This is a genomic window from Aquimarina pacifica, assembly GCF_000520955.1.
Lineage (GTDB): Bacteria > Bacteroidota > Bacteroidia > Flavobacteriales > Flavobacteriaceae > Aquimarina > Aquimarina pacifica.
This window is the reverse complement of record NZ_JACC01000032.1, coordinates 53,606-74,391: the sequence shown is the minus strand read 5'-3', so window position 1 is coordinate 74,391 and position 20,786 is coordinate 53,606. Positions and strand designations below refer to the sequence as shown.

Here is a 20,786-nt window from a genome sequence, read left to right as displayed (position 1 = left end):
ACTGAAAATTTTATGGAAAAAAAATATACCGTTTTAATAATAGATGATCACCCATTAATTTCGGAGTCCTACAAGAGTGCTTTGCATAAGTTAAGCAGCAATAAACAAGATATTCTTTTTACAATTGATGTTGTACATAATTGTACGGATGCTCTAGAAAAGATTACTGAAGCTTCTAGCAACCAAAAGGAGATCGATTTAATTCTTTTAGACATGAAATTACCTCCAGCTCCGGACAAAAAAATTATCTCTGGAGAAGATTTGGGGTTAAAAATAAAAACGCTATTACCCTCTTCAAAAATTATAGTTTCTACAACCTTTAATGATAATTTTAGAATACATAGTATATTTAAGAGTATAAATCCAGACGGGTTTTTAATAAAAAATGATATTACTCCTTCAGAATTAGTAGTTGCAATAGAAACAGTAATTATAGATCCACCTTATTACAGTAAAACCGTTATTAAGCAGTTAAGAAAAGAAGTTGCTAATGATTTTTTACTAGATGATATCGATAGAAAATTGTTATATGAACTTTCTATTGGTTCTAAAATGAAAGACCTTCCTGATGTATTACCGCTCTCTATTGCTGGTATAGAAAAGAGAAAGCGACATCTCAAAAACATCTTCAATGTCCAGAATGAGAATGATAGAGAACTTCTTATAAAAGCCAAGGAAAAAGGCTTTATATAGCGTTTTTAAAAACACATGGAAACCCCTTACTTATTGTATGGGCTTTACTTTATCAAATAGTATATACTTCTATATCTTTGGTTAGAAATCAATTACTTGAGGTTTATTTATAGTTTCAAATTTCTTTAGAACTAGATGTAGTCTTTTAAGTAAATTGATTGTATTTCTAACCAATGTGATCATGTTTTATCAAATAGAAATGTGACCGCAAGAAGCGAAGCTGTATGCAAATTTTAATAGTACAGTGAACCTTGAATTTTTGGTCTAAGATTTTTTCAATCAATCAATCATCAATCCTTACTATTATGAAGTTAAACACTTTTAAAAATGGGTGGTATGTTCTTTATGTAAGATCATGTCAAGAAAAAAAAGTTCATAACCTTTTACAGGAAAATCAATGTGAATCGTTTCTTCCTTTAATTGAAACTACACGACAATGGAGTGATCGAAGAAAAGTATTACATAAACCATTGTTTCCGTGTTATGTTTTTGTGAAAAATAACTCTGCAAAAGATTTTTATAAGGCACTAAATATTGAAGGAGCTTGTACTTATATAAGATTCGGAAAAGAATATGCGCAAATCGCTGATGAAGAAATAAACAGGATTAAGCTTCTATTAAACGCAGATGGTGTTAAGGATTTAGAAATCAATAGCAAAGAACCTTTTATAGGAGAGAAATATAAGATAAATCATGGTCCTTTAAATGGTTTAGATTGCGAAGTCGTTCGCATTAATAGTGAAAATAGGGTAATGGTGCGTTTTGACTCTATAAGACAAAATATAACAGCAACAATTTCAAAACATTTATTAGAAGAGTATACCGTAGCGGTCTAGATTCCCTAATAATAGTATTACTTTAAAACTACTTTTATTCATACGTTTAGCAGCTGTTCTAAAATCTATAAATCAAATTTTTAGTCCGATTCATGTATTGAAACTTCTTTATGAAGATTTCTATACATCATATGGGTGTTCTAATACCTTTAGGATAGCCGTGATAGTGAGTTAAAAATTTACTAAGCCCTTGTATATACAGTAGCTTAAGATGCAACAGATTTTTTGAGGTATAAACTAAGTTTAATGAATAATTAGACTATGTATTTAAGTAAAGTGTCTGTTGAGTAATAAAACCGTAGTTAGATATTAAAAAGTTTAGAATCATGAGTTATCAAGTAGAAAAAAACACAAGTAACGAAGAGCAATTACTTTTGGATAAAAGTATTACTACTTCACTTATTCAAGAATCTTTAGGTTTTCCTTTAGTAATTAAAAATAATGATGAGCATCAAGAATTATCAGATTGGCTTCGTGACAATCAAGAATATTTTAATGCTAATTTGAGAAAATATGGAGCAATTCTTTGTCGGGATTTTAAAGTGGATACTGTAGAAAAATTTCAAAGCTTAACCGAAACCTTTCCTAGCGAATTATTAGATTATAAAATGAGATCTTCTCCTCGTTATGAGATTACCAATAATGTATATGTATCTACAACATATCCAGAAGATCAAAGTATTAATATGCACAGTGAAAGTTCATATGCTCCGAGTCATCCTACTAGAATTGTTTTTTGTTGTATCACTCCGGCAGAAGTACAAGGAGAAACCCCAATAGCAGATAATCGAATGATTATTCAGAATATGAGACAGGAGTTGGTAAAGAAATTTTTGGATTTGGGTGTAATGTATAGAAGAAACCTAACAGGTTTTTTAGGTATGGGTTGGGAAGAAGTCTTTCAAACTTCGGATCGCAAGGAAGTCGAGTTAGAGTGCGAACGAAACGGAATGCTATATGACTGGAAAAATGATGACCATTTAGAACTAACCTGGACCAAAAAAGCCATTTGGGAGCATCCCAAAACAGGAGAATTGACCTGGTTTAATCATGCTATGTTTTTTAATAAATATTCTTTGAATGAAGATTTACTAAGCTTCATAACATCAGATGAAGAACTGCCAAATAACACCTTTTTTGGAGATGGTTCAGAAATTACTGAAGAAGAAATTATACATATTAAAGAGGCCTATAGTAAATCAACAATAGAATTCCCTTGGGAAAAAGGAGATGTACTTTTTCTAGATAACATGTTAATGTCACATGGAAGAAACCCTTATCAAGGTGAAAGAAAAATTATTGTATCTATTTCTTAAATTATAAAAATTCATTTTCTATAAAACTTTGATGCAGCTGAATTCATGATGAATTTTTTGGCTAAACGTCTATTTTTAGATTAATAATAACGAAACGTACCTATGACTTCAAATATATTAGAAGATACTTCATTACAGGAGTTTTCTTATAACCAGAAAAAAGTTGTTAAAGATGGCGCAAATACTTTTTATAGCCAGGTTATTCTAGAATTTACTTCCAAAGTAAATAAAGATCATTTATTAAAAGCGCTTAGTTTATTGATTAGTAGGTATGAAGCATTATCACAAGCATTTGTAGAAAATGAAAGTTTAAATAAGCAAAAAGCACCAGCAGATCACTCCGTAACATATTACGAAGTTGATGATAAGAATGAAGAAAATATCATTACTCAATTAGATAGATCTTATGATTTTAGAAAAGATGCACCTATCCGATTTGGTTTTATAACTAGTAATGAAGAGGTAACGCGACTATATATTAGATTATATATACTTTGTGGAGATGTTTTTAGTAATAGATTGTTTATAAGCGAGTTGGGTAAAGCAATAAATAATCTAGAATCCTACAGTAAAGAGCAGCAGCAAAAAGTCACTTATTCAAAATATTGTGAATGGTATAATGCTTTGATCGAAGAATCAGATAGTGATGCTACTAATTTTTGGGAATCCTATAATCACCAACCATCTCAAGGAGGAGTCTTACCATTCTTAAAAAAAAGGAAAGGAAGTTTTGTTCCTAAACGTATTAGAATTAATACGATATCAGGCCCGCATCTAAAGGGAATTAGAAAGTATTGTCAAGAAAACAATGTAGGGCTGTCTGAGTATTTATTCACTCAATTTTTAGAGTATCTACAAAAATTTACTGATAATGATGTTACGGTTGGATATTATCCTCAAGAGCGTAACTATGAAGAATTAAATCAAACATTAGGCTTAATTAATAAAGTTATTCCCATTAAAACAGCCGTGCCAATAAAAGGTACACAAATTGAGAGGATTAAGAAAATAAAAGAACAAATAGAAGAGGTTACGCTATGGTCAGATTACTATTTGCCCGATGCCAATGATAGTGAGGAAGCTTCGACTTTTAGTACCAGTTTTGAGTTCATAGATTTTTCATCTAATCATGATAAAGATATCGTAATAAACGATTTCTTCGTTGTTCAGGATATTTTTGATCTAAAGTTGAGCTGTACAGATTTTCAAGACCAAATTACCTTAGAGTTATATTATAATTCAGAAACGATAGATTTTGAAACAATAAAAATAATTGAATCTCAATTAGAGCTGGTTCATGGTAGCTTAAAGTCAAATACTACATTGAGTGTGTTTGAGAAAAGTATTATTGATGTCAGTAATAATACAAGTAGGCGTTTTGATTCTTATTCATGTATGGGGGGATTTTTCGAAACCCAGCTCATAAAATATCAAGACAATACTGCTTTGATCCAAGGCAATGATTTCTTGTCATATAAGGATCTAAATGAAAGATCAAGTCAATTTGCGCATCATTTGATAAATAAGTTCGGTATACGAAAAGGAGATGCGGTTTGTTTATGTATGGAACCTTCAATAAATTTTGTAGTAAGTTTATTCGGAGTACTTAAAGCAGGAGGTTATTATGTGCCATTAGATCATAATTACCCAGAAGAAAGAATAAATTATATTTTAAGGGATAGTAATTCTAAAGTCATAATTTCTGATAGTGATACTTTTGATATAGACATTTCGAATATTTTGGTATTAGACCCTAATGATCCATTGATATTTCAAAATTCTAAAGAATCTCCCAAAGTCGGTTTAGAACCCTCAGATTTAGTTTATAGTATTTATACTTCGGGCTCTACAGGAAACCCAAAAGGTTGTCTCGTGACGCATAAAAACTTATTAAATTACATTCAGTGGGCTAATGAATATTATTTTGAAAATGATAAGAAAGGTAATTGGGGACTTATTACATCAATATCTTTTGATCTAACCGTGACCTCAATTTTTACGAGTCTTACAAGAGGAAATAAATTATGGATAGGAGATGCTAATAAAAGCAGTGACGAATTATTAAAGGAGTCATTTTTAAATTCAGAAATTGATACTCTTAAATTGACGCCATCTCACTTATCCCTACTTAAAGAGATGAATATTCAAAATACCTCTGTCCGAACGATAATTTGCGGAGGTGAACAATTAAAAAGAAATCAAATAAAAATTTTAAAAGATATTCATCCAGAGATACGAGTTTTTAATGAGTACGGTCCAACAGAAGCTACTGTAGGATGTGTTGTGACAGAAGTAAATGATACAGATACCCCTATATTGATAGGGAAACCAATTGCGAATACCAAAATTCATATTATTGATAATCAAAATGAAGAATGTGGTATTGGAGTAGTAGGAGAATTGGTGATTTCTGGGGATGGATTGTCAATAGGATATCATAATAGATTAAACCTTACAGAGAAAAAATTTAAGGAAAACTTTCTCAACTTTGGGTATAAGGGATATTTGACGGGGGATTTGGGTAGATGGTTACCCAATGGAAAGATTGAATATCTAGGAAGAAAAGATAACCAAGTAAAAATTAGAGGATATCGCATAGAATTAGAGGACATAGAAAGTAAGTTAATGTCTTATGATCTGATATCAAACGCAGTTGTTTTAGTAGGGGAGAAAGAAGAAGAATTAGTGGCATACTTAGTTGGGAATGCAAACCTGATAGAATCAGAATTAAGAGATTATTTGGTAAAGAAAATACCAGAATATATGATTCCAACAGATTTTGTTCTGGTAGAAAAAATTCCGCTAACAATTAACGGAAAAGTAGATAAGACTAAATTGATAAATACCACCGTAAAAAATATAGATTCAGGGATTACTTATAAGGAGCCTACTACTGAGATCGAAAAACAAATCGCTAAGTTATGGCAAGAGATTTTAGGAAAGGAAAAAATAGGATTATTGGATGATTTTTTTGCTTTGGGAGGACATAGTCTAAAAGCAATCAGATTGATTAATGAATACTATAAAAAATTAAATATTAAGTTAACACTAAAGCAATTATTCGATCATAAAACTTTACAATCACATGCAGAACTACTATCATCATCTTTAAAATCCAAATATGAAGAAATAATTAGGGTTCCTGAAAAGGAAAATTATGTGGTATCAGATGGACAAAGAAGAATTTGGATGTTAAGTCAATTCGAAGAAAGTTCTATTGCCTACAATATGCCAGCCTCAATAAATTTAGAGGGTGTTTATGATCCTGATATATTATCTAAAGCGATCAAAGCGTGTATAGAAAGACACGAAATTCTAAGAACTATCTATGATTTGGATGAATCAGGAGAGTTACGGCAAAAAGTTGTTCCTGTCGATCAGTATGATTTTAAGTTAGAGTTTTTTGACTATAGAAATCACGAAGACAAAAGAAATGTAATCAGACAAGATATCGAACATGATAGTCAAAAGAAGTTTAATCTTTCGCAAGGGCCGTTATTGAGAGCTAAATTATACCAGATTGAAGATGAAGAATTTTTATTCTATTACAATTTGCATCATATCACTGGGGATAGTTGGTCATTTGATATATTAGAAAAAGAGGTTTTTAAGTTTTATACAGCTTTTGAGAAAGAAGAAAAAGTTGATATCCCGCAATTAAAACTTCAATATAAGGACTATGCAAACTGGCAACTTAAACAATTAGAAAGTGATTCTTTAAAAGCTCAAAAGGAATATTGGATTAAAAGTTTAGGAGGGAAACGGCCAAAAATAGATCTTACCAATTGTAAACAAAGACCTAAAATAAAGACTTATACAGGAAGAACATTAATGACCTATTTATCACCAGAGTTAATAGGAGAATTAAAAGGTTTTTGTAACGAAAATGGAGGTAGTCTTTTTATGGGATTACTTTCTTTATGGAATGTTCTATTGTCAAAATACACTTCATCAAATGATTTGATCATTGGTACTCCTGTATCTTGTAGAAACCATAAAGATCTAGAAAATCAAATAGGTTTTTACCTAAATACTTTGGCTTTGAGAAATACAATTGATGCAAGCCTTAGCTTTGAAACGATTTATGAACAAATTAAGGCAAGTACTTTACAGGCTTATAAAAATCAATCGTATCCGTTTGATCGTCTAGTCGATGATTTACAACTACCTCAAGATTTAAGCAGAAACCCGGTTTTTGATGTAATGTTTACACTTCAACGAATGGAAAATAATTCAAAAAACATTGAAGTAGCCCCATCTCAAATACATAAAATAGTGGATACTGGCTTTTCATTATCCAAATTTGATATTGATATTTCGTTTTTTGAGTTTGATAACACAATGGCATTAGGTATTAATTATAATACTGACATATATGAGAGGTTTTTTGTAGAAAATTTGATGAGTAACTTCATCCATTTGTCAAAGAACGTTCTTAGTAAACCAAAAGAAAAGATACAGAGTTTATCATATATTTCTGATAAAGAGGTGGGTACGTTATTGAATGAGTTTAATGCTACTGACATCAATAAGGAGCCTGCACAAACGATATTAGAGTTGTTCAAAAGTCAAGTGATGATTAATGAAAATAAAGTGGCTCTTAATTTTGATGATAAAACATATTCTTATCAAGAAATAGATGAAATATCTAATCAATTAGCTCAATTTCTTAAAACAAAACATAAAGTAAAACCAGAAAGTATCGTAGGAATAAAGCTCGATCGAACAGAATGGTTGGTTATTTCAATTTTGGCAGTTTTAAAGGTTGATGCTGCATATGTTCCTATTTCTCCTGCTCTTCCTAAGGAAAGAATGGAGTACATCAAAAATGATAGCCAATATTCTTACTGTATTTCTACAGAGGATATCGATGATTTTAAGAAAGAAGCGGATCAGTTTACTAAAGAGTATGATATTATCAATAGTATCGATAGTAGTAACGTATGTTATGTAATATATACATCAGGAACTACTGGAAATCCAAAAGGAGTAACAGTTAGTCATGAGAATCTGATTTCTTTTATGTCAAATATTAATACAAGATTTGGTCTAAAAGATTGTAATAAAATAGGGGTTACTACTAATTTTACATTTGATATTTCGATTCTAGAAATATTAGGAGGGTTATGTAGCGGTAAGGAATTGATTTTGTTTTCGGATTCTATTTTATTAGATCCAGAAAAAATAATCGATCATATTGATAAACATCAAGTAGAGGCCATACAACTTACGCCATCAAGATTAGCACAGCTTTATGAAACTAATATTGCACTACCTAATAGTCTAAAAGTAGCTCTGATTGGCGGAGAGGCTATGAACCAATCTATTTATAACAAATTACAAAACGAAAAATTCGAGTCAATAAATGTTTATGGTCCAACAGAAACGACAATCTGGAGTACTAGTTTATCTATAAAAGAAAGTACTTCATTAAGTATAGGTAAGCCATTAAATAATGAGCGAATTTATATAGTTAATAAACAAAATGAGTTACAGCCTGTTGGCGTAGTTGGAGAATTGTGTATTGGCGGAGATGGCGTATCCTTGGGATATATAAATAAGAAACAATTAACAAATGAAAAATTTATTCTAAACCCATGGGTACCTAATCAACGAATTTACAAAACCGGAGATATGGCAATGTGGAGAGAAGATGGTACTATTGAGTTTTTTGGAAGAATTGATGATCAGGTAAAAATTAGGGGGTATAGGATAGAATTGGGTGAAATTGAAAATACGCTACTCAAAAATGAAAAAATAAAAGGAGCAACTGTTTTAGTACGCAAAAATAACAATGAAGAAAAAGATATCGTAGCCTATCTAATCTCTGATGAAACGCTTAATGTTTCGCTAATAAGGTCACATTTAGGGACTATTTTACCTGCATATATGATCCCTTCAATCTTTATACAAGTTGACAACTTTCCGCTTACCTCAAGTGGTAAAGTAGATAGAAATAAATTAAAAGCCTATGATGGAGAACCCATCTCTAGTGGAGAAAAATATCAGGCACCCAGAAATGAACAAGAAGAAAAACTAGTGAACGTTTTAGCAACTCACCTAGATAGAGACCCATCCAAAATTAGTATTTATGATAACTTTTTTGATTTGGGAATCAATTCTTTAAAGATGATAAAAATGTTAGGTCAGATTAATAATGAATTAGATTCTGATTTAAAGATAGTTACATTGTTTGAGTATCCTAATATCGATGAACTATCCCAATATTTTATGAGCATGGATAATGAAGATGAGCTTCAGGAAGAGCCTTCGAATATATCCGAGGATCTCGATGAAATATTAGATTTATTGTAACTCACCGTCAACATTCCAAAAATATCGTTCGATGGTTAAATACATGAATTGCTATACCACTCGATAGTATAGTTGGTCTCATCATTGATCTTAAAAATATTTAAATACACATAGTCAATTTTTTAGAAAGGAGGATATAAGTATTTCTACTTTCTACATATTAATTATTTCAATAAGAAGTGTAAGCATATGAAACAAGTAGTAAGAAAAAAAGATATTGCTGTTATTGGTATGTCCGGAAGATTTCCACAGTCTGATGATTTGAATCAGTTTTGGCAAAATTTGGTTAATGGTAAAGAGCTTATTCAATTTTATACAGAAGATGAATTAAAAGATAAGGGCATAACAGAAACAATTCTTAAAGATGCCAATTATGTAAAGGCTAATTCGACGATTAATAATTCAGATAGTTTTGATTATAACTTTTTTGGATATACGAAGCACGAGGCAACTAGTATGGATCCACAAATAAGAGTATTACATGAACAAGTGTGGTTAGCTATGGAAGACGCCTCTTATATTCCTAATAAATATAGCCAACCTGCTGGTGTATTTCTTACGGCATCAGATAATATTAATTGGAGAGCATATTCTTTGTTATCCAAAAATGAGAAAGTAAATCCTTTTTTTCTTAATCAGATTTCAAACAAAAATTTCATTAGTACATTAATTTCTTATAATCTAAATCTCAAAGGCCCTAGTTATTTTGTTGATACTGCCTGTTCGAGTTCCTTAGTTGGTATACATATGGCATGCCGAAGTTTATGGCTAAAAGAGTGTTCTATAGCAATTTCTGGAGGTGCAAGAATAGAATCAACAACTGGCATAGGGTATTCGTTTCAGGAAGGAATGATTAACTCTAAGGATGGTCACTGTAGAGCTTTTGACAAAGACTCTTCCGGAACAATAACAGGAGAAGGCGTTGGAGTTGTTGTTTTAAAACGTATGGAAGATGCAATAAGAGACAATGATCAAATCCATGCAATCATAAGATCATCATCTGTAAATAATGATGGGGATAGAAAAGTAGGATATACCGCTCCGAGTGTCAAAGGACAATCTGAGTGTATTAAAAGGGCCCATCAAATAGCAGATTTGGATTCTGATACTATTACCTATATAGAAGCTCACGGTACCGGAACTAAATTAGGAGATCCTATAGAAATTGAGGCACTAAATAGAGCTTTCAACTATAATACCGATCATTCTTGCGCTATAGGCAGTGTAAAAACAAATATGGGGCATTTAGATACCACTGCGGGAGTGGCAGGTTTTATCAAAACAGTATTAGCCTTAAAAAATAAGCAAATTCCACCCTCATTACATTATGTTCAGCCTAACCCAGAAATTAATTTTAAGGGAGGACCATTCTATGTTAATAATTTATTGAAAGACTGGAAACCAACAGGCGATGTACCTCTTAGAGCCGGTGTGAGTAGTTTTGGAATTGGTGGTACGAATGCTCATATTATTTTAGAAGAGTTTAATCAAGAAAAGAATACTCTAGAGGATAACAGTTATCATCTAATTAGATATTCTGCTAAATCAGTAAAATCTCTAGAAGCATATCAAAACAAGCTTTCAGATTTTATTGCAAATTCTTCTGAAATCAATTTAGATGATATTGCATATACTTTACAAATAGGGAGAGGCCAATTTGCGTATAACCGTTTTTTGGTGAGTAATAAAAAGGAAAATACAGTCTCTATTTTGAAGTCTGAAGGTAGTGAGTATCTTTTTTCAGGAAAATTAGAACCAAAGAGAAACGTTGTATTTATGTGTACCGGTTCAGGAACACAATATATGAATATGTGCAAAGGGTTATACTCGCAATACCCTTATTTTAAACAACTGATAGATAATGGTTTTGAGCAATTAAAAGAGATTACCAATCTTGATTTTAAGGATATAATATACGGCGAGAAAACTTCTTTAATTAATAACAATGAATATACCCAACCTATAGTTTTTGTATATGAATATGCACTTGCTCAGCTTTTGATAAAATGGGGGATCTCCCCAAACATGATGATCGGTCATAGTACTGGCGAATATGCTGCTGCTTGTCTTTCAGGAATTTTTTCTTTTGAGACGGGATTAAAATTAGTCGTAAAACGGGCGAAACTGATGAGTCAGACCCAAAAAGGAAGCATGCTTAGTATAGGAGTTCCAGAAAAAGAAGTAAGATCATTATTATCATCAGGAATTTCTATTGCCGCGGTCAACTCACCAGAGTCATTTGTTGTTTCGGGAACAGAAACAGAAATAGATGAACTGGTCGAAAAATTAGAAATAAATGATATAGCTCATTCAAAGCTTAGGATCTCTTTAGGAGCTCATTCGTATTTAATGGATCCAATTCTAGAAAGTTATCAGAAAGAACTTGAACAAGTTGAACTTTTAGAACCTCGGATTCCATTCATGTCAAACCTTACCGGGAAATTAATCACTAATAAGGAGGCTACTTCTGTGAATTATTGGGTAGATCACTTAAGAAATACAGTCCAATTTTCTAAAGGGTTAATAACCATGTTAGAAGAGCCATCTACAATTTTTATTGAAATTGGCCCAGGGAATGCTCTAACCACTCTTTTTCATCAACACTCAGAATATAACACTCATAAAAATTCGGTCGTTAATTTAATAAGGCATCCGCGAAAAGAGATAAATGATCAACAATTTTTGCTTCAAAAATTGGGAGAGCTATGGTTACATGGGATTGATATTAATTGGGATGTTTATTATGAAGAAAATCAACCAGCAAAAGTATCCGTTCCTGGATACAGTTTTCACGCTACAAGATTATTATCCAGAGTTGATCTCTTAAAAAAATTAAGTGGTCAATTAGAAAATCCATTAGAACTGCTCGAAATTCCGGAAGAACCAGCGCCCAATGAGGAAGATAATCAAGAGACGGTATTTGCCGACAGGTCTAGACTACTTACACCCTATGTGGCGCCAGGGGATAAAATAGAGAAAACGTTGGTTGCCATTTGGGAAGACTTTTTTGATATGGAAAAAATTGGAGTACTAGATGATTTTTTTGCTTTGGGAGGGAATTCCTTAAAAGGAGTTACGATGCTTAAACTGATTATGAAAAAATTTGATGTAGAAATTAATATAAAAGATTTCTATAAGCATGCCAGTATCAAAGCCTTGGCTATTGAAATTTCAGTGGCTTTAAAAATTAGAAAAATGAACAGAATGATACCATCTTCAAAAGTGGTTAAAATCTAAGTATATGGTAGAGCTAATAAATGAACTAGAAGAGAATAAAATAGCTGTATTTCTTGATGGAGAAGATTTGAAATTGACCTATGAAGGAGAAACATTAAATACAGGGCTGCTCGAAAAGGTAAAGACTCATAAAGAAGGTATTATTTCTTTTTTACAAAAGTATAGCCAATCTAATACCTATGCTGATATCCCAATGGCAGAGAAAAAGGAAAACTATCCTCTTTCTTCTAGTCAATATAGGATATGGTTATCCTGTACTTCTGAAGAAGTATCAGCAAGTTATAATGTATCTAATTACTTTACTTTAAATGAGTATCATAACATTGATTTTCTTATCAAGGCTATAGAAAATACCGTTGATAGGCATGAAACACTTAGAACTGTTTTTAAAGAAGACAAAAATGGAGAGATTAGGCAATGGATTTTTTCGAGAGAAGAAATAGGATTTAATGTAGTTTATAGGGATTGTAGGGAAATAGAAAATAATGCATCATTTGTAAAAACACATATCGAAGAGGATTCTAAAAAAGTATTCAATTTAGAAAAAGGTCCATTACTACGATTTTATATTTATCAATTAGCAGAAGATCAATTGGTTCTTTATTGCAATATGCATCATATTATTAGTGATACTTGGTCCTTAGGAGTGCTTACCAAGGATATATTAGCATATTATCAGTCTTTTACACAAAATAAAACTCTAGACTTACCAGTATTAAGAATTCAATATAAGGATTATGCCATATGGCATCAGGATCAAAATAGTTCGGATAAACTTAAGAAACAAAAAGCCTTTTGGTTGAAGCAGTTTGAAGGAGATATTCCTGTATTAGATTTATCTACGCATTTAACAAGACCTAAAATAAAAACACATAAAGGAGTTCATCTCGAAACGTATTTGTCCGAAGAAATTACAACAGGTTTAAATACGTATTGCCAGAAGCAAGGAGTAAGCCTTTATATGGGATTATTAGCCGTTTGGAATATCTTGTTTTACAGATATACGGGAGCAGAAGATATCGTCATAGGAACGGCCGTTGCAGGGAGAGATCATTTAGATTTAAAACACCAAGTAGGATGTTTTATTAATACGGTGGCCTTAAGAAATACTATTAATCCTTCTGATAATTTTAATGTTTTTTGTGATAAGTTAAAAACAAAAACACTTCAGAGTTATGAACACCAAACCTATCCGTTTGATGAACTTATAAAAGAACTCGATCTCAAAAGAGACCTCTCTAGAGGGGTATTGTTTGATGTCATGTTTTTACTTCAGAATGCGGTAGAAAATAATCATCAGATTACTTTAGACCGAGATAAGATTGATACTATTACAACCACAGGTACTAAAGGAGTGGTATCTGATATAGATATAACAATTCGCGAAGAGGGTAAATATCTGAAGCTTGACATTGTTTATGATACGGCGGTATATGAATCTAATTTGATCGAGCGTCTGATGATTCATTTTAGACAATTACTAAGTGCTTTATTGCAGAATCCTGATGAGGCAATAGGAACTGTCAATTATTTAACAGAAAAAGAAAAGTCTACCCTAATACATGATTTTAATAATACTGATATGGGATTTCCTCCATATCAAACAATTTTAGATCTTTTTGATCAGCAAGTTACAAAGACACCAGATCATATTGCTATTGTTTTTGAAAACCAATTAATTACATATAAACAATTAGATTTAGAGTCTAATAAACTCGCTAATTTTTTGGTAGAAAAAGGAGCCCAAGTTGAGCAGATGATTCCTTTGTGTATGGAGCGTTCTGTAGATATGGTTATAGGGATATTGGGTATTATTAAATCAGGAGCAGCTTATGTGCCAATAGACCCAGAGTACCCCGAGGAAAGGATAAATTACATTATTAATGATACGAAAGCAACATTAATACTTTCACAATCAAGCTTACATCAAAAGTTTCAAGAAAATAACGGACTACAAGTTATAAATGTAGATCAAAAGGACTATAAAGAATTTTCTGAGAGTCCAGTATTACATGAATTGAAGCCTGAAAATTTGATTTATGTTATATATACTTCAGGAACGACAGGAAAACCCAAAGGAGTTTTGGTAGAGCATCGAGGTTTTTTAAACCTAGCAATAAACCAGATTGATTTTTTTGATGTACAAGAGGGAACTTCTGCATTACAGTTTGCTTCGGTAGGTTTTGACGCTTCTTGTTCAGAGATATTTACATGTCTATTAGCAGGAGGTAAATTAGTGATTCCTTCTAATGAAACCATTGCAGATAGTTCTAAAATGATAGCACTTATCAGAAAAGAAAAAGTGACCCTAGCCACTATACCACCTTCATATCAAGCATTAATAATAGAAGAATTGGCAAATATGAAAAGCATCGTATCTGCTGGCGAAAATCTTAATAGTAGTGTAACTAGAAAATTACAAAGCTTGGGAGTGAGGATCATAAATGCTTATGGACCTACCGAGAATTCGGTTTGTGCAACAATGACAGAGAATCCGATTACAGAAGATGGTATAATTAATATTGGTGGTCCGATCGGGAATACCAAGATTTACATTCTAGATAAAGAACTAAATATTGTGCCTACTGGAGTTATTGGAGAAATTTGTCTTGCAGGAACTCAAGTTGCAAGAGGGTATCATAATCGACCAGAATTAACGAAAGAGAAATTTATTAAGAATCCATTTTCTTTAGAAACAGAGACCAGATTATATCGTACCGGAGACTTAGGAAGGTGGCTAGCTAATGGTACTGTTGAGTTTATAGGTAGAAAGGATGATCAGGTAAAAATAAGAGGATATAGAATAGAATTGAGGGAGGTCCAAAAAACACTAATGAATATAGAAAATATTCAACAAGCGGTGGTATTAGTGAAAGAAGAATCAGATAAAAAATATATGATCTCTTATCTAATAGGAATGGATATCGAACTTCATCAAATTAGACAGAATTTGAAGAAGTTTTTGCCAGCATATATGATACCGAGTAAATTTTTGATTTTGAACGAGATGCCTACAACTCCTAATGGAAAAATAGACCACAAGGCATTATTGGCAATGAATACTTTGGATCAGGCTTCAGCTCAGTATGTAGCACCTTCTTCAAACAAAGAAAAAGTAATTTTGGAGGCTTGTAAAGAAGTCCTCAAAATTGATGTTATAAGTGTTTTGGATAGTTTTTATAAAATTGGTGGTGATTCTATAAAGTCCATTCAACTAATTTCTTTACTTAAAAAATATGGGTATCAATTAAGAGCAAAAGATGTATTAACTGCAGAAGATTTTAGAGAATTAGCCACTCTGCTATCCGAGGATTTGAATACAATTGATCAACAAAAAGTTGTAGGAGATGTACTATTTACTCCTATTCAGAAACACTTTTTTAAGGATCCAACATTTGTAGTTCATCATCATTATAATCAATCAGTAATATTAAAAAGTAAAGAGGAAATACCGAGCAAAGCATTAGTAACGTGTATCGGGCATTTGGTAGAACACCATGATGCATTAAGAAGCGTTTTTCCTAAAAAAGATGGAGAATGGTCTCAATATACCTATGAGTCTTCAGAAAAGGCTTTTTCGATTGACTTTTATGATTTAGTCCAGGAGAAGAATGCATTAGAGACCATGTCTCAATTGGCAGGAGCTCTTCAGTCAAGTATTAATTTAGAAAAAGGACCTTTATTCAAAATAGGGCATTTTAGACTATCTGATGGAGATAGGTTAGTCCTGATAATTCATCACCTTGTTGTTGACGGTGTTTCTTGGAGAATTTTGATGATGGATTTGGCTTCATTATTCGCACAGTTTAAAAATGATCAGGAATTGTTTTTACCACCAAAAACAGATTCCTTTCAGAAATGGGCATTTTTACAAAATCAATACGCAGAAGAACCGTTAATTCTTCAAGAAAGAAAATATTGGGAGTCCATTTGTAGAAAAAATATAAAAAGACTTCCGCAAGATATAGAGGTATCAAGTCCTATTGTTAATTATGATGCTACAATATCTTTTAAGATAGATAAAAAAACTACAGAAATACTTCAAACAGGTATTCATAGTATATACCAAACCGAGATTAATTCTATTTTGATAGCTGCATTGGGCCTTGCAATTAAAGAAATATTTTCAACAGAAAAAACAATGCTAAAATTAGAAGGTCATGGTAGAGAAGATATCATTGACGATGTCGATATAAGTCGAACTGTTGGCTGGTTTACTACAATCTATCCTTTCTTATTAGATGTTTCGAATACATCAAATAGCTTAGATGCTGTTTTGAAGATTGATAAGGACTTGAGAAAAAATCCGGATAAGGGTATTGGGTACGGAATTCTAAATTATTTGACAAACGAACAATTGACAGACCCTAATCCAAGTGTAGAATTCAATTATTTAGGAGATTTTGGTAGCTCAATACAAGGTGAATCTAGCATATTAGAATATTCTTCTGAGGATATTGGATATAGTATAGATCCTTCTAATGGAAGTGATGCTTTATTAAGTGTTTTAGGAATGATGTCTTTTGGTCAGTTGCAGTTGTCAATTAATTTTTCTAAACAGATATATAAAGAGAGTACTATTAATCGACTAGTTAATAAATACCAATTTTACTTAGAGGAAATCATCGAACAATTAACTTCTGGCACGGAAGTAGAAAATAATACACATGCCAAGGGATATGCAAAGAAAGGTTTAGTAGACGTAGGTCAAAAAAATTATGTGCTATCTTATAACCAAAAACCATTTCTATATAAAAGCCAGTCACACGGGATACTTAGACCGATTAAAATAGAATGGTATACCCAAGAAACTTTTGAACAAACATTTCGTAAGTTTTTAAAAAAATATCCCTTTTTACGAGTGCATCTAAAAGAGATTCATGGAAATGTAATTCAAGAAGTAGAAAGCCCAGAAAAAGTAAAATTAGCGATTCGTAGTAAAGAGAATTTTAAAGTATCTGAATATTCTCAGACTCAAGAAGAAATTCTAAACTTTTTTCATCAACCCTATGATCTTTTTAAAGGAGAGTTAATTAGACTTTTTATCGTACCCGAAAAAAATGGTGAGGCACATCTTTTTGTTAGTATTCATCATATACTAACAGATATGTATAGTAATCAGATTATTGCAGGTCATTTACAGGATTTTTATAATAAAAAAACTGTAGAGCCAAACTATATATCTAGTTTCGATTTTGAGATTTGGCAAAGTAATTTTTTGAATTCTAAAAAAGCCTCGAATTCGAAAAAATTCTGGAGACAGAAATTAGGAACCCTTCCTTTTTCAGATCCCATAACTAATGACCAATATTCGGATTGTATTACAGAGAAAGTAATAGTTTCTGGAGATGAATTTAGTCATATTCTAAAAACTGCTGATTACTATGGAGTACCTATAAATGCAATTATAATGACAGCACACCAAAGGTTGCTTAGCTCATTAAAGCATATAGGTAAAGAATTACATTTAATGATTATTGATGGACGAGAAGTCCTTGATAGAGACATTCAAATTAATAATGTGTTAGGAGTGGTCTGCAACTTTTTGCCATTGCCCATAACACCATATATTGAAATGGATGAATTAGATCATATAAGATTAGTGTACGAGGAATATACGCAGGCAAGAATGCATCAGTCTATTCCATATAATGTGATGCGAAAAGATATTTTGGATAGAACAGGTAATGATATAGATTTTAAAGTCGCTGGTCTATTTAATTTTCAACTAAGAAATAAAAGTGATCTATCCATAGAAGGAGCTCAGTCTTATACCAAGATTCACAATAAAAATGATTATACAAAAGGATCAGACCTTACATGTGTACTGTATAAAAATGCAATAGAGATAAGTCTTACTACACCAATGCAGTTGCTTAATTTATATCCCCAATTATATATGAATTCGTTTTTAGAGAATCAACTTCTGAAAATTAATAAAGTGCAAGCTAAATCTTAAAATCTTAATCAATAAATAAACCCTTTCACAATGTTTAAAGTACGCATATTACTCCTTTTATTAGTTCCTTATTGGTGCCTTGCTCAGGTTGAGGTTAAAGGAACAGTAAAAAACAAAACTGAACCCATGGCTTTTGTTAATGTTTTCCTTACCAATTCTAATGGCGAAATTATTGCAGGAAGTATAACTGAAGATGATGGAAGTTTTAGCTTAGAGTCTATAAGTGGAAGTTATTTACTTAATGTAAGTTTTTTAGGATATAAGGATTGGACAAAAAAAGTGGTATTAGAAGAAGCACCAGTGGTATTGGGAGATATTGTTTTAGAAGAAGAAAATAATAGCCTCGATGAGGTCCTATTGGTTTCTAAAAAAAGAACTATCGAAAGAAAAGTAGATCGATTAGTGTTTAATCTGGACAACAATATAGCCGTAAGTGGAGGAGATGTTATGGATGCTCTAAAAGTAGCACCAGGCATTAGAGTACAGGGAGACGAAATCGTCATGATTGGAAAAAGTAATATGAATATATTAATCGATGGGAGATTAATGCAACTTTCTGAGGATGAGCTTACCAGTTATTTAAGTTCAATAGCAGCAGATGATATTGATAAAATAGAAATCATTACAAATCCGCCAGCAAAGTATGAAGCAGAGGGAAACAGTGGATTAATTAATATAGTTTATAAAAAAGGAGTTAAAAATACTTGGAGCAACTCTACATCAGGAACTTATGTTCAGGCTAAGTATGCCTATTATGAATTTAGAAATAACTTCTTGTATAATAAAAATAAGGTTAGAGCACTTCTTAACTTGAATACCCGATTAGGAGATTTTGAAGAAATAGAAGAATTAGAAGTTTTTTATACCGATGGTTTGTGGCAAACTGAGTTACAAAGAATAACACAACAAAAACGCTTTTCAGGAAGAGTAGAATTTGATTATGACATAAGTGATAGAACATCTATGGGGATTCAGCTTTTAGGAAATACGCTACAACCGGATATGGGAGATGATGCAGTAACAGAGATTTTTAATACCTCAAATACATTAGATTCTTTATTAACAACTAAAGGTTTTAATAAAGATGATACATATAATTATTCTGCCAATGTTCATTTTATAACTGAATTAGATACCCTTGGAAGAAAAATATCAGTTGATTTAGATTATTTTAAATATTCAGAACAACAAGATAGAGATTTTGTTACCAATAGTTTATCAGCAACAAATACTTTTCTCAATCTAATAACGGCACAGAATAACCTGGTTGAATTAGATTATATAAATTATAGCGCAAGAATTGATGTTGAGCATCCTATTGATAAGCTCAAGCTATCATATGGAGGGAAATTTAGTGTTATTAATAATGAAAGTGTTCCTACTTATTTTGATATTATAGATGATGAACCTTTTCTAAACACCGGACTCTCAAATGAGTTTGAATATGAAGAAGAAACAAAGGCCATTTATATTAATGCGACCAGAGAATTAACAGAAAAATGGACTGCTCAAATAGGGTTGCGATATGAAGGCACAGATACAAAAGGGATATCTCGAACCTTAAATGTCACGAATACCAATGACTATACAAAAGTTTTTCCGACAGCATATTTGTCGTATAAAATGAATGACGATAATTCTTTCTCAGGGAGTTATGGAAAAAGAATAAACAGGCCATACTATACTTTTTTAAACCCTTTTAGGTTTATAATTAACAGTAATATGTCATCGGTAGGAAATCCTTTCTTACAACCCTCATTTACCGATAATATTGAACTGAGTCATACCTATAAAGGAAAATTAACTACCAATCTATTTTTGAGCTATACCTCTGATGGTTTTGGACCCGTCTTTTCTGTAAATGATGAGACCAATGAGCAATTAATTACAAGAGAAAATTTTAATGATCAATATAATTATGGTATTAATCAAACGTATCAATTAAGTGCTTTTTCTTGGTGGGAAAGCCAGAATACAATTAGTTTAAGTTATTCAGAATCTGATTTTTATAATGAAAATGTTGATGCAGTAGAACAAAATGGTTGGGGTTTCTATTTTAGCACTAATAATACTTTTACCTTGAATAGATCCAAAACACTTAAAGGCCAGATTAATTCATGGTATAATTCTCCGTCTAAATCTTATCTTTTTGATAATAGTGAGGCTTTCAGTATTGATCTTACTTTAAGACATTCAATGTTTGATAATAACTTGCAAACAACGGTCGGAGTCTATGATATTTTTGACACGAGTCCTGTCAAGAGAACTTTTATTGTTAATGATGTTAAGCAAACGTACCAATCTTTTCCGAGTAATCGTTACTTGAAAATATCAATGAGTTACAAATTTGGGAATAAGAATATTAATTCTAAAAATAGAAACTCTGGTAATGAAGAAGAAAAGAGAAGGGCAGGAATCTAAATAAAAATT

General features: G+C 31.7%; 7 protein-coding genes. All 7 read left to right on the top strand.

Going from position 1 to position 20,786, the window contains the following annotated elements; genetic code table 11:
* Window positions 1-12 precede the first annotated feature (12 nt).
* The 7 genes from DZ60_RS0115505 (at window position 13) to DZ60_RS0115475 (ending at window position 20,777) form a co-directional block, all read left to right on the top strand.
* A complete protein-coding gene (locus tag DZ60_RS0115505) occupies window positions 13-693 on the top strand; it encodes a response regulator (protein ID WP_025742957.1) in 681 nt (226 codons plus the stop codon).
* Window positions 694-998: 305 nt separating this feature from the next.
* Window positions 999-1,529 carry a UpxY family transcription antiterminator gene (locus DZ60_RS0115500; protein ID WP_025742956.1) on the top strand — a complete coding sequence of 177 codons (531 nt, stop codon included), beginning with the start codon at window positions 999-1,001 and terminating at the stop codon, window positions 1,527-1,529.
* A gap of 326 nt (window positions 1,530-1,855) precedes the next feature.
* A complete protein-coding gene (locus DZ60_RS0115495; RefSeq protein WP_025742955.1) occupies window positions 1,856-2,845 on the top strand; it encodes a TauD/TfdA family dioxygenase in 990 nt (329 codons plus the stop codon).
* Between the two features lie 102 nt (window positions 2,846-2,947).
* On the top strand, window positions 2,948-9,160 hold the full coding sequence (locus DZ60_RS0115490) for a non-ribosomal peptide synthetase (RefSeq protein WP_025742954.1): 6,213 nt from the start codon (window positions 2,948-2,950) through the stop codon (window positions 9,158-9,160).
* Window positions 9,161-9,349: 189 nt separating this feature from the next.
* Complete coding sequence (locus tag DZ60_RS0115485; protein WP_025742953.1) at window positions 9,350-12,397, top strand: type I polyketide synthase; 3,048 nt, start codon at window positions 9,350-9,352, stop codon at window positions 12,395-12,397.
* 4 nt (window positions 12,398-12,401) lie between these two features.
* Window positions 12,402-18,356 carry a non-ribosomal peptide synthetase gene (locus DZ60_RS0115480; RefSeq protein WP_025742952.1) on the top strand — a complete coding sequence of 1,985 codons (5,955 nt, stop codon included), beginning with the start codon at window positions 12,402-12,404 and terminating at the stop codon, window positions 18,354-18,356.
* 30 nt (window positions 18,357-18,386) lie between these two features.
* Window positions 18,387-20,777, top strand: a complete 2,391-nt coding sequence (locus tag DZ60_RS0115475; RefSeq protein ID WP_025742951.1) for an outer membrane beta-barrel family protein — start codon at window positions 18,387-18,389, stop codon at window positions 20,775-20,777.
* Window positions 20,778-20,786 lie beyond the last annotated feature (9 nt).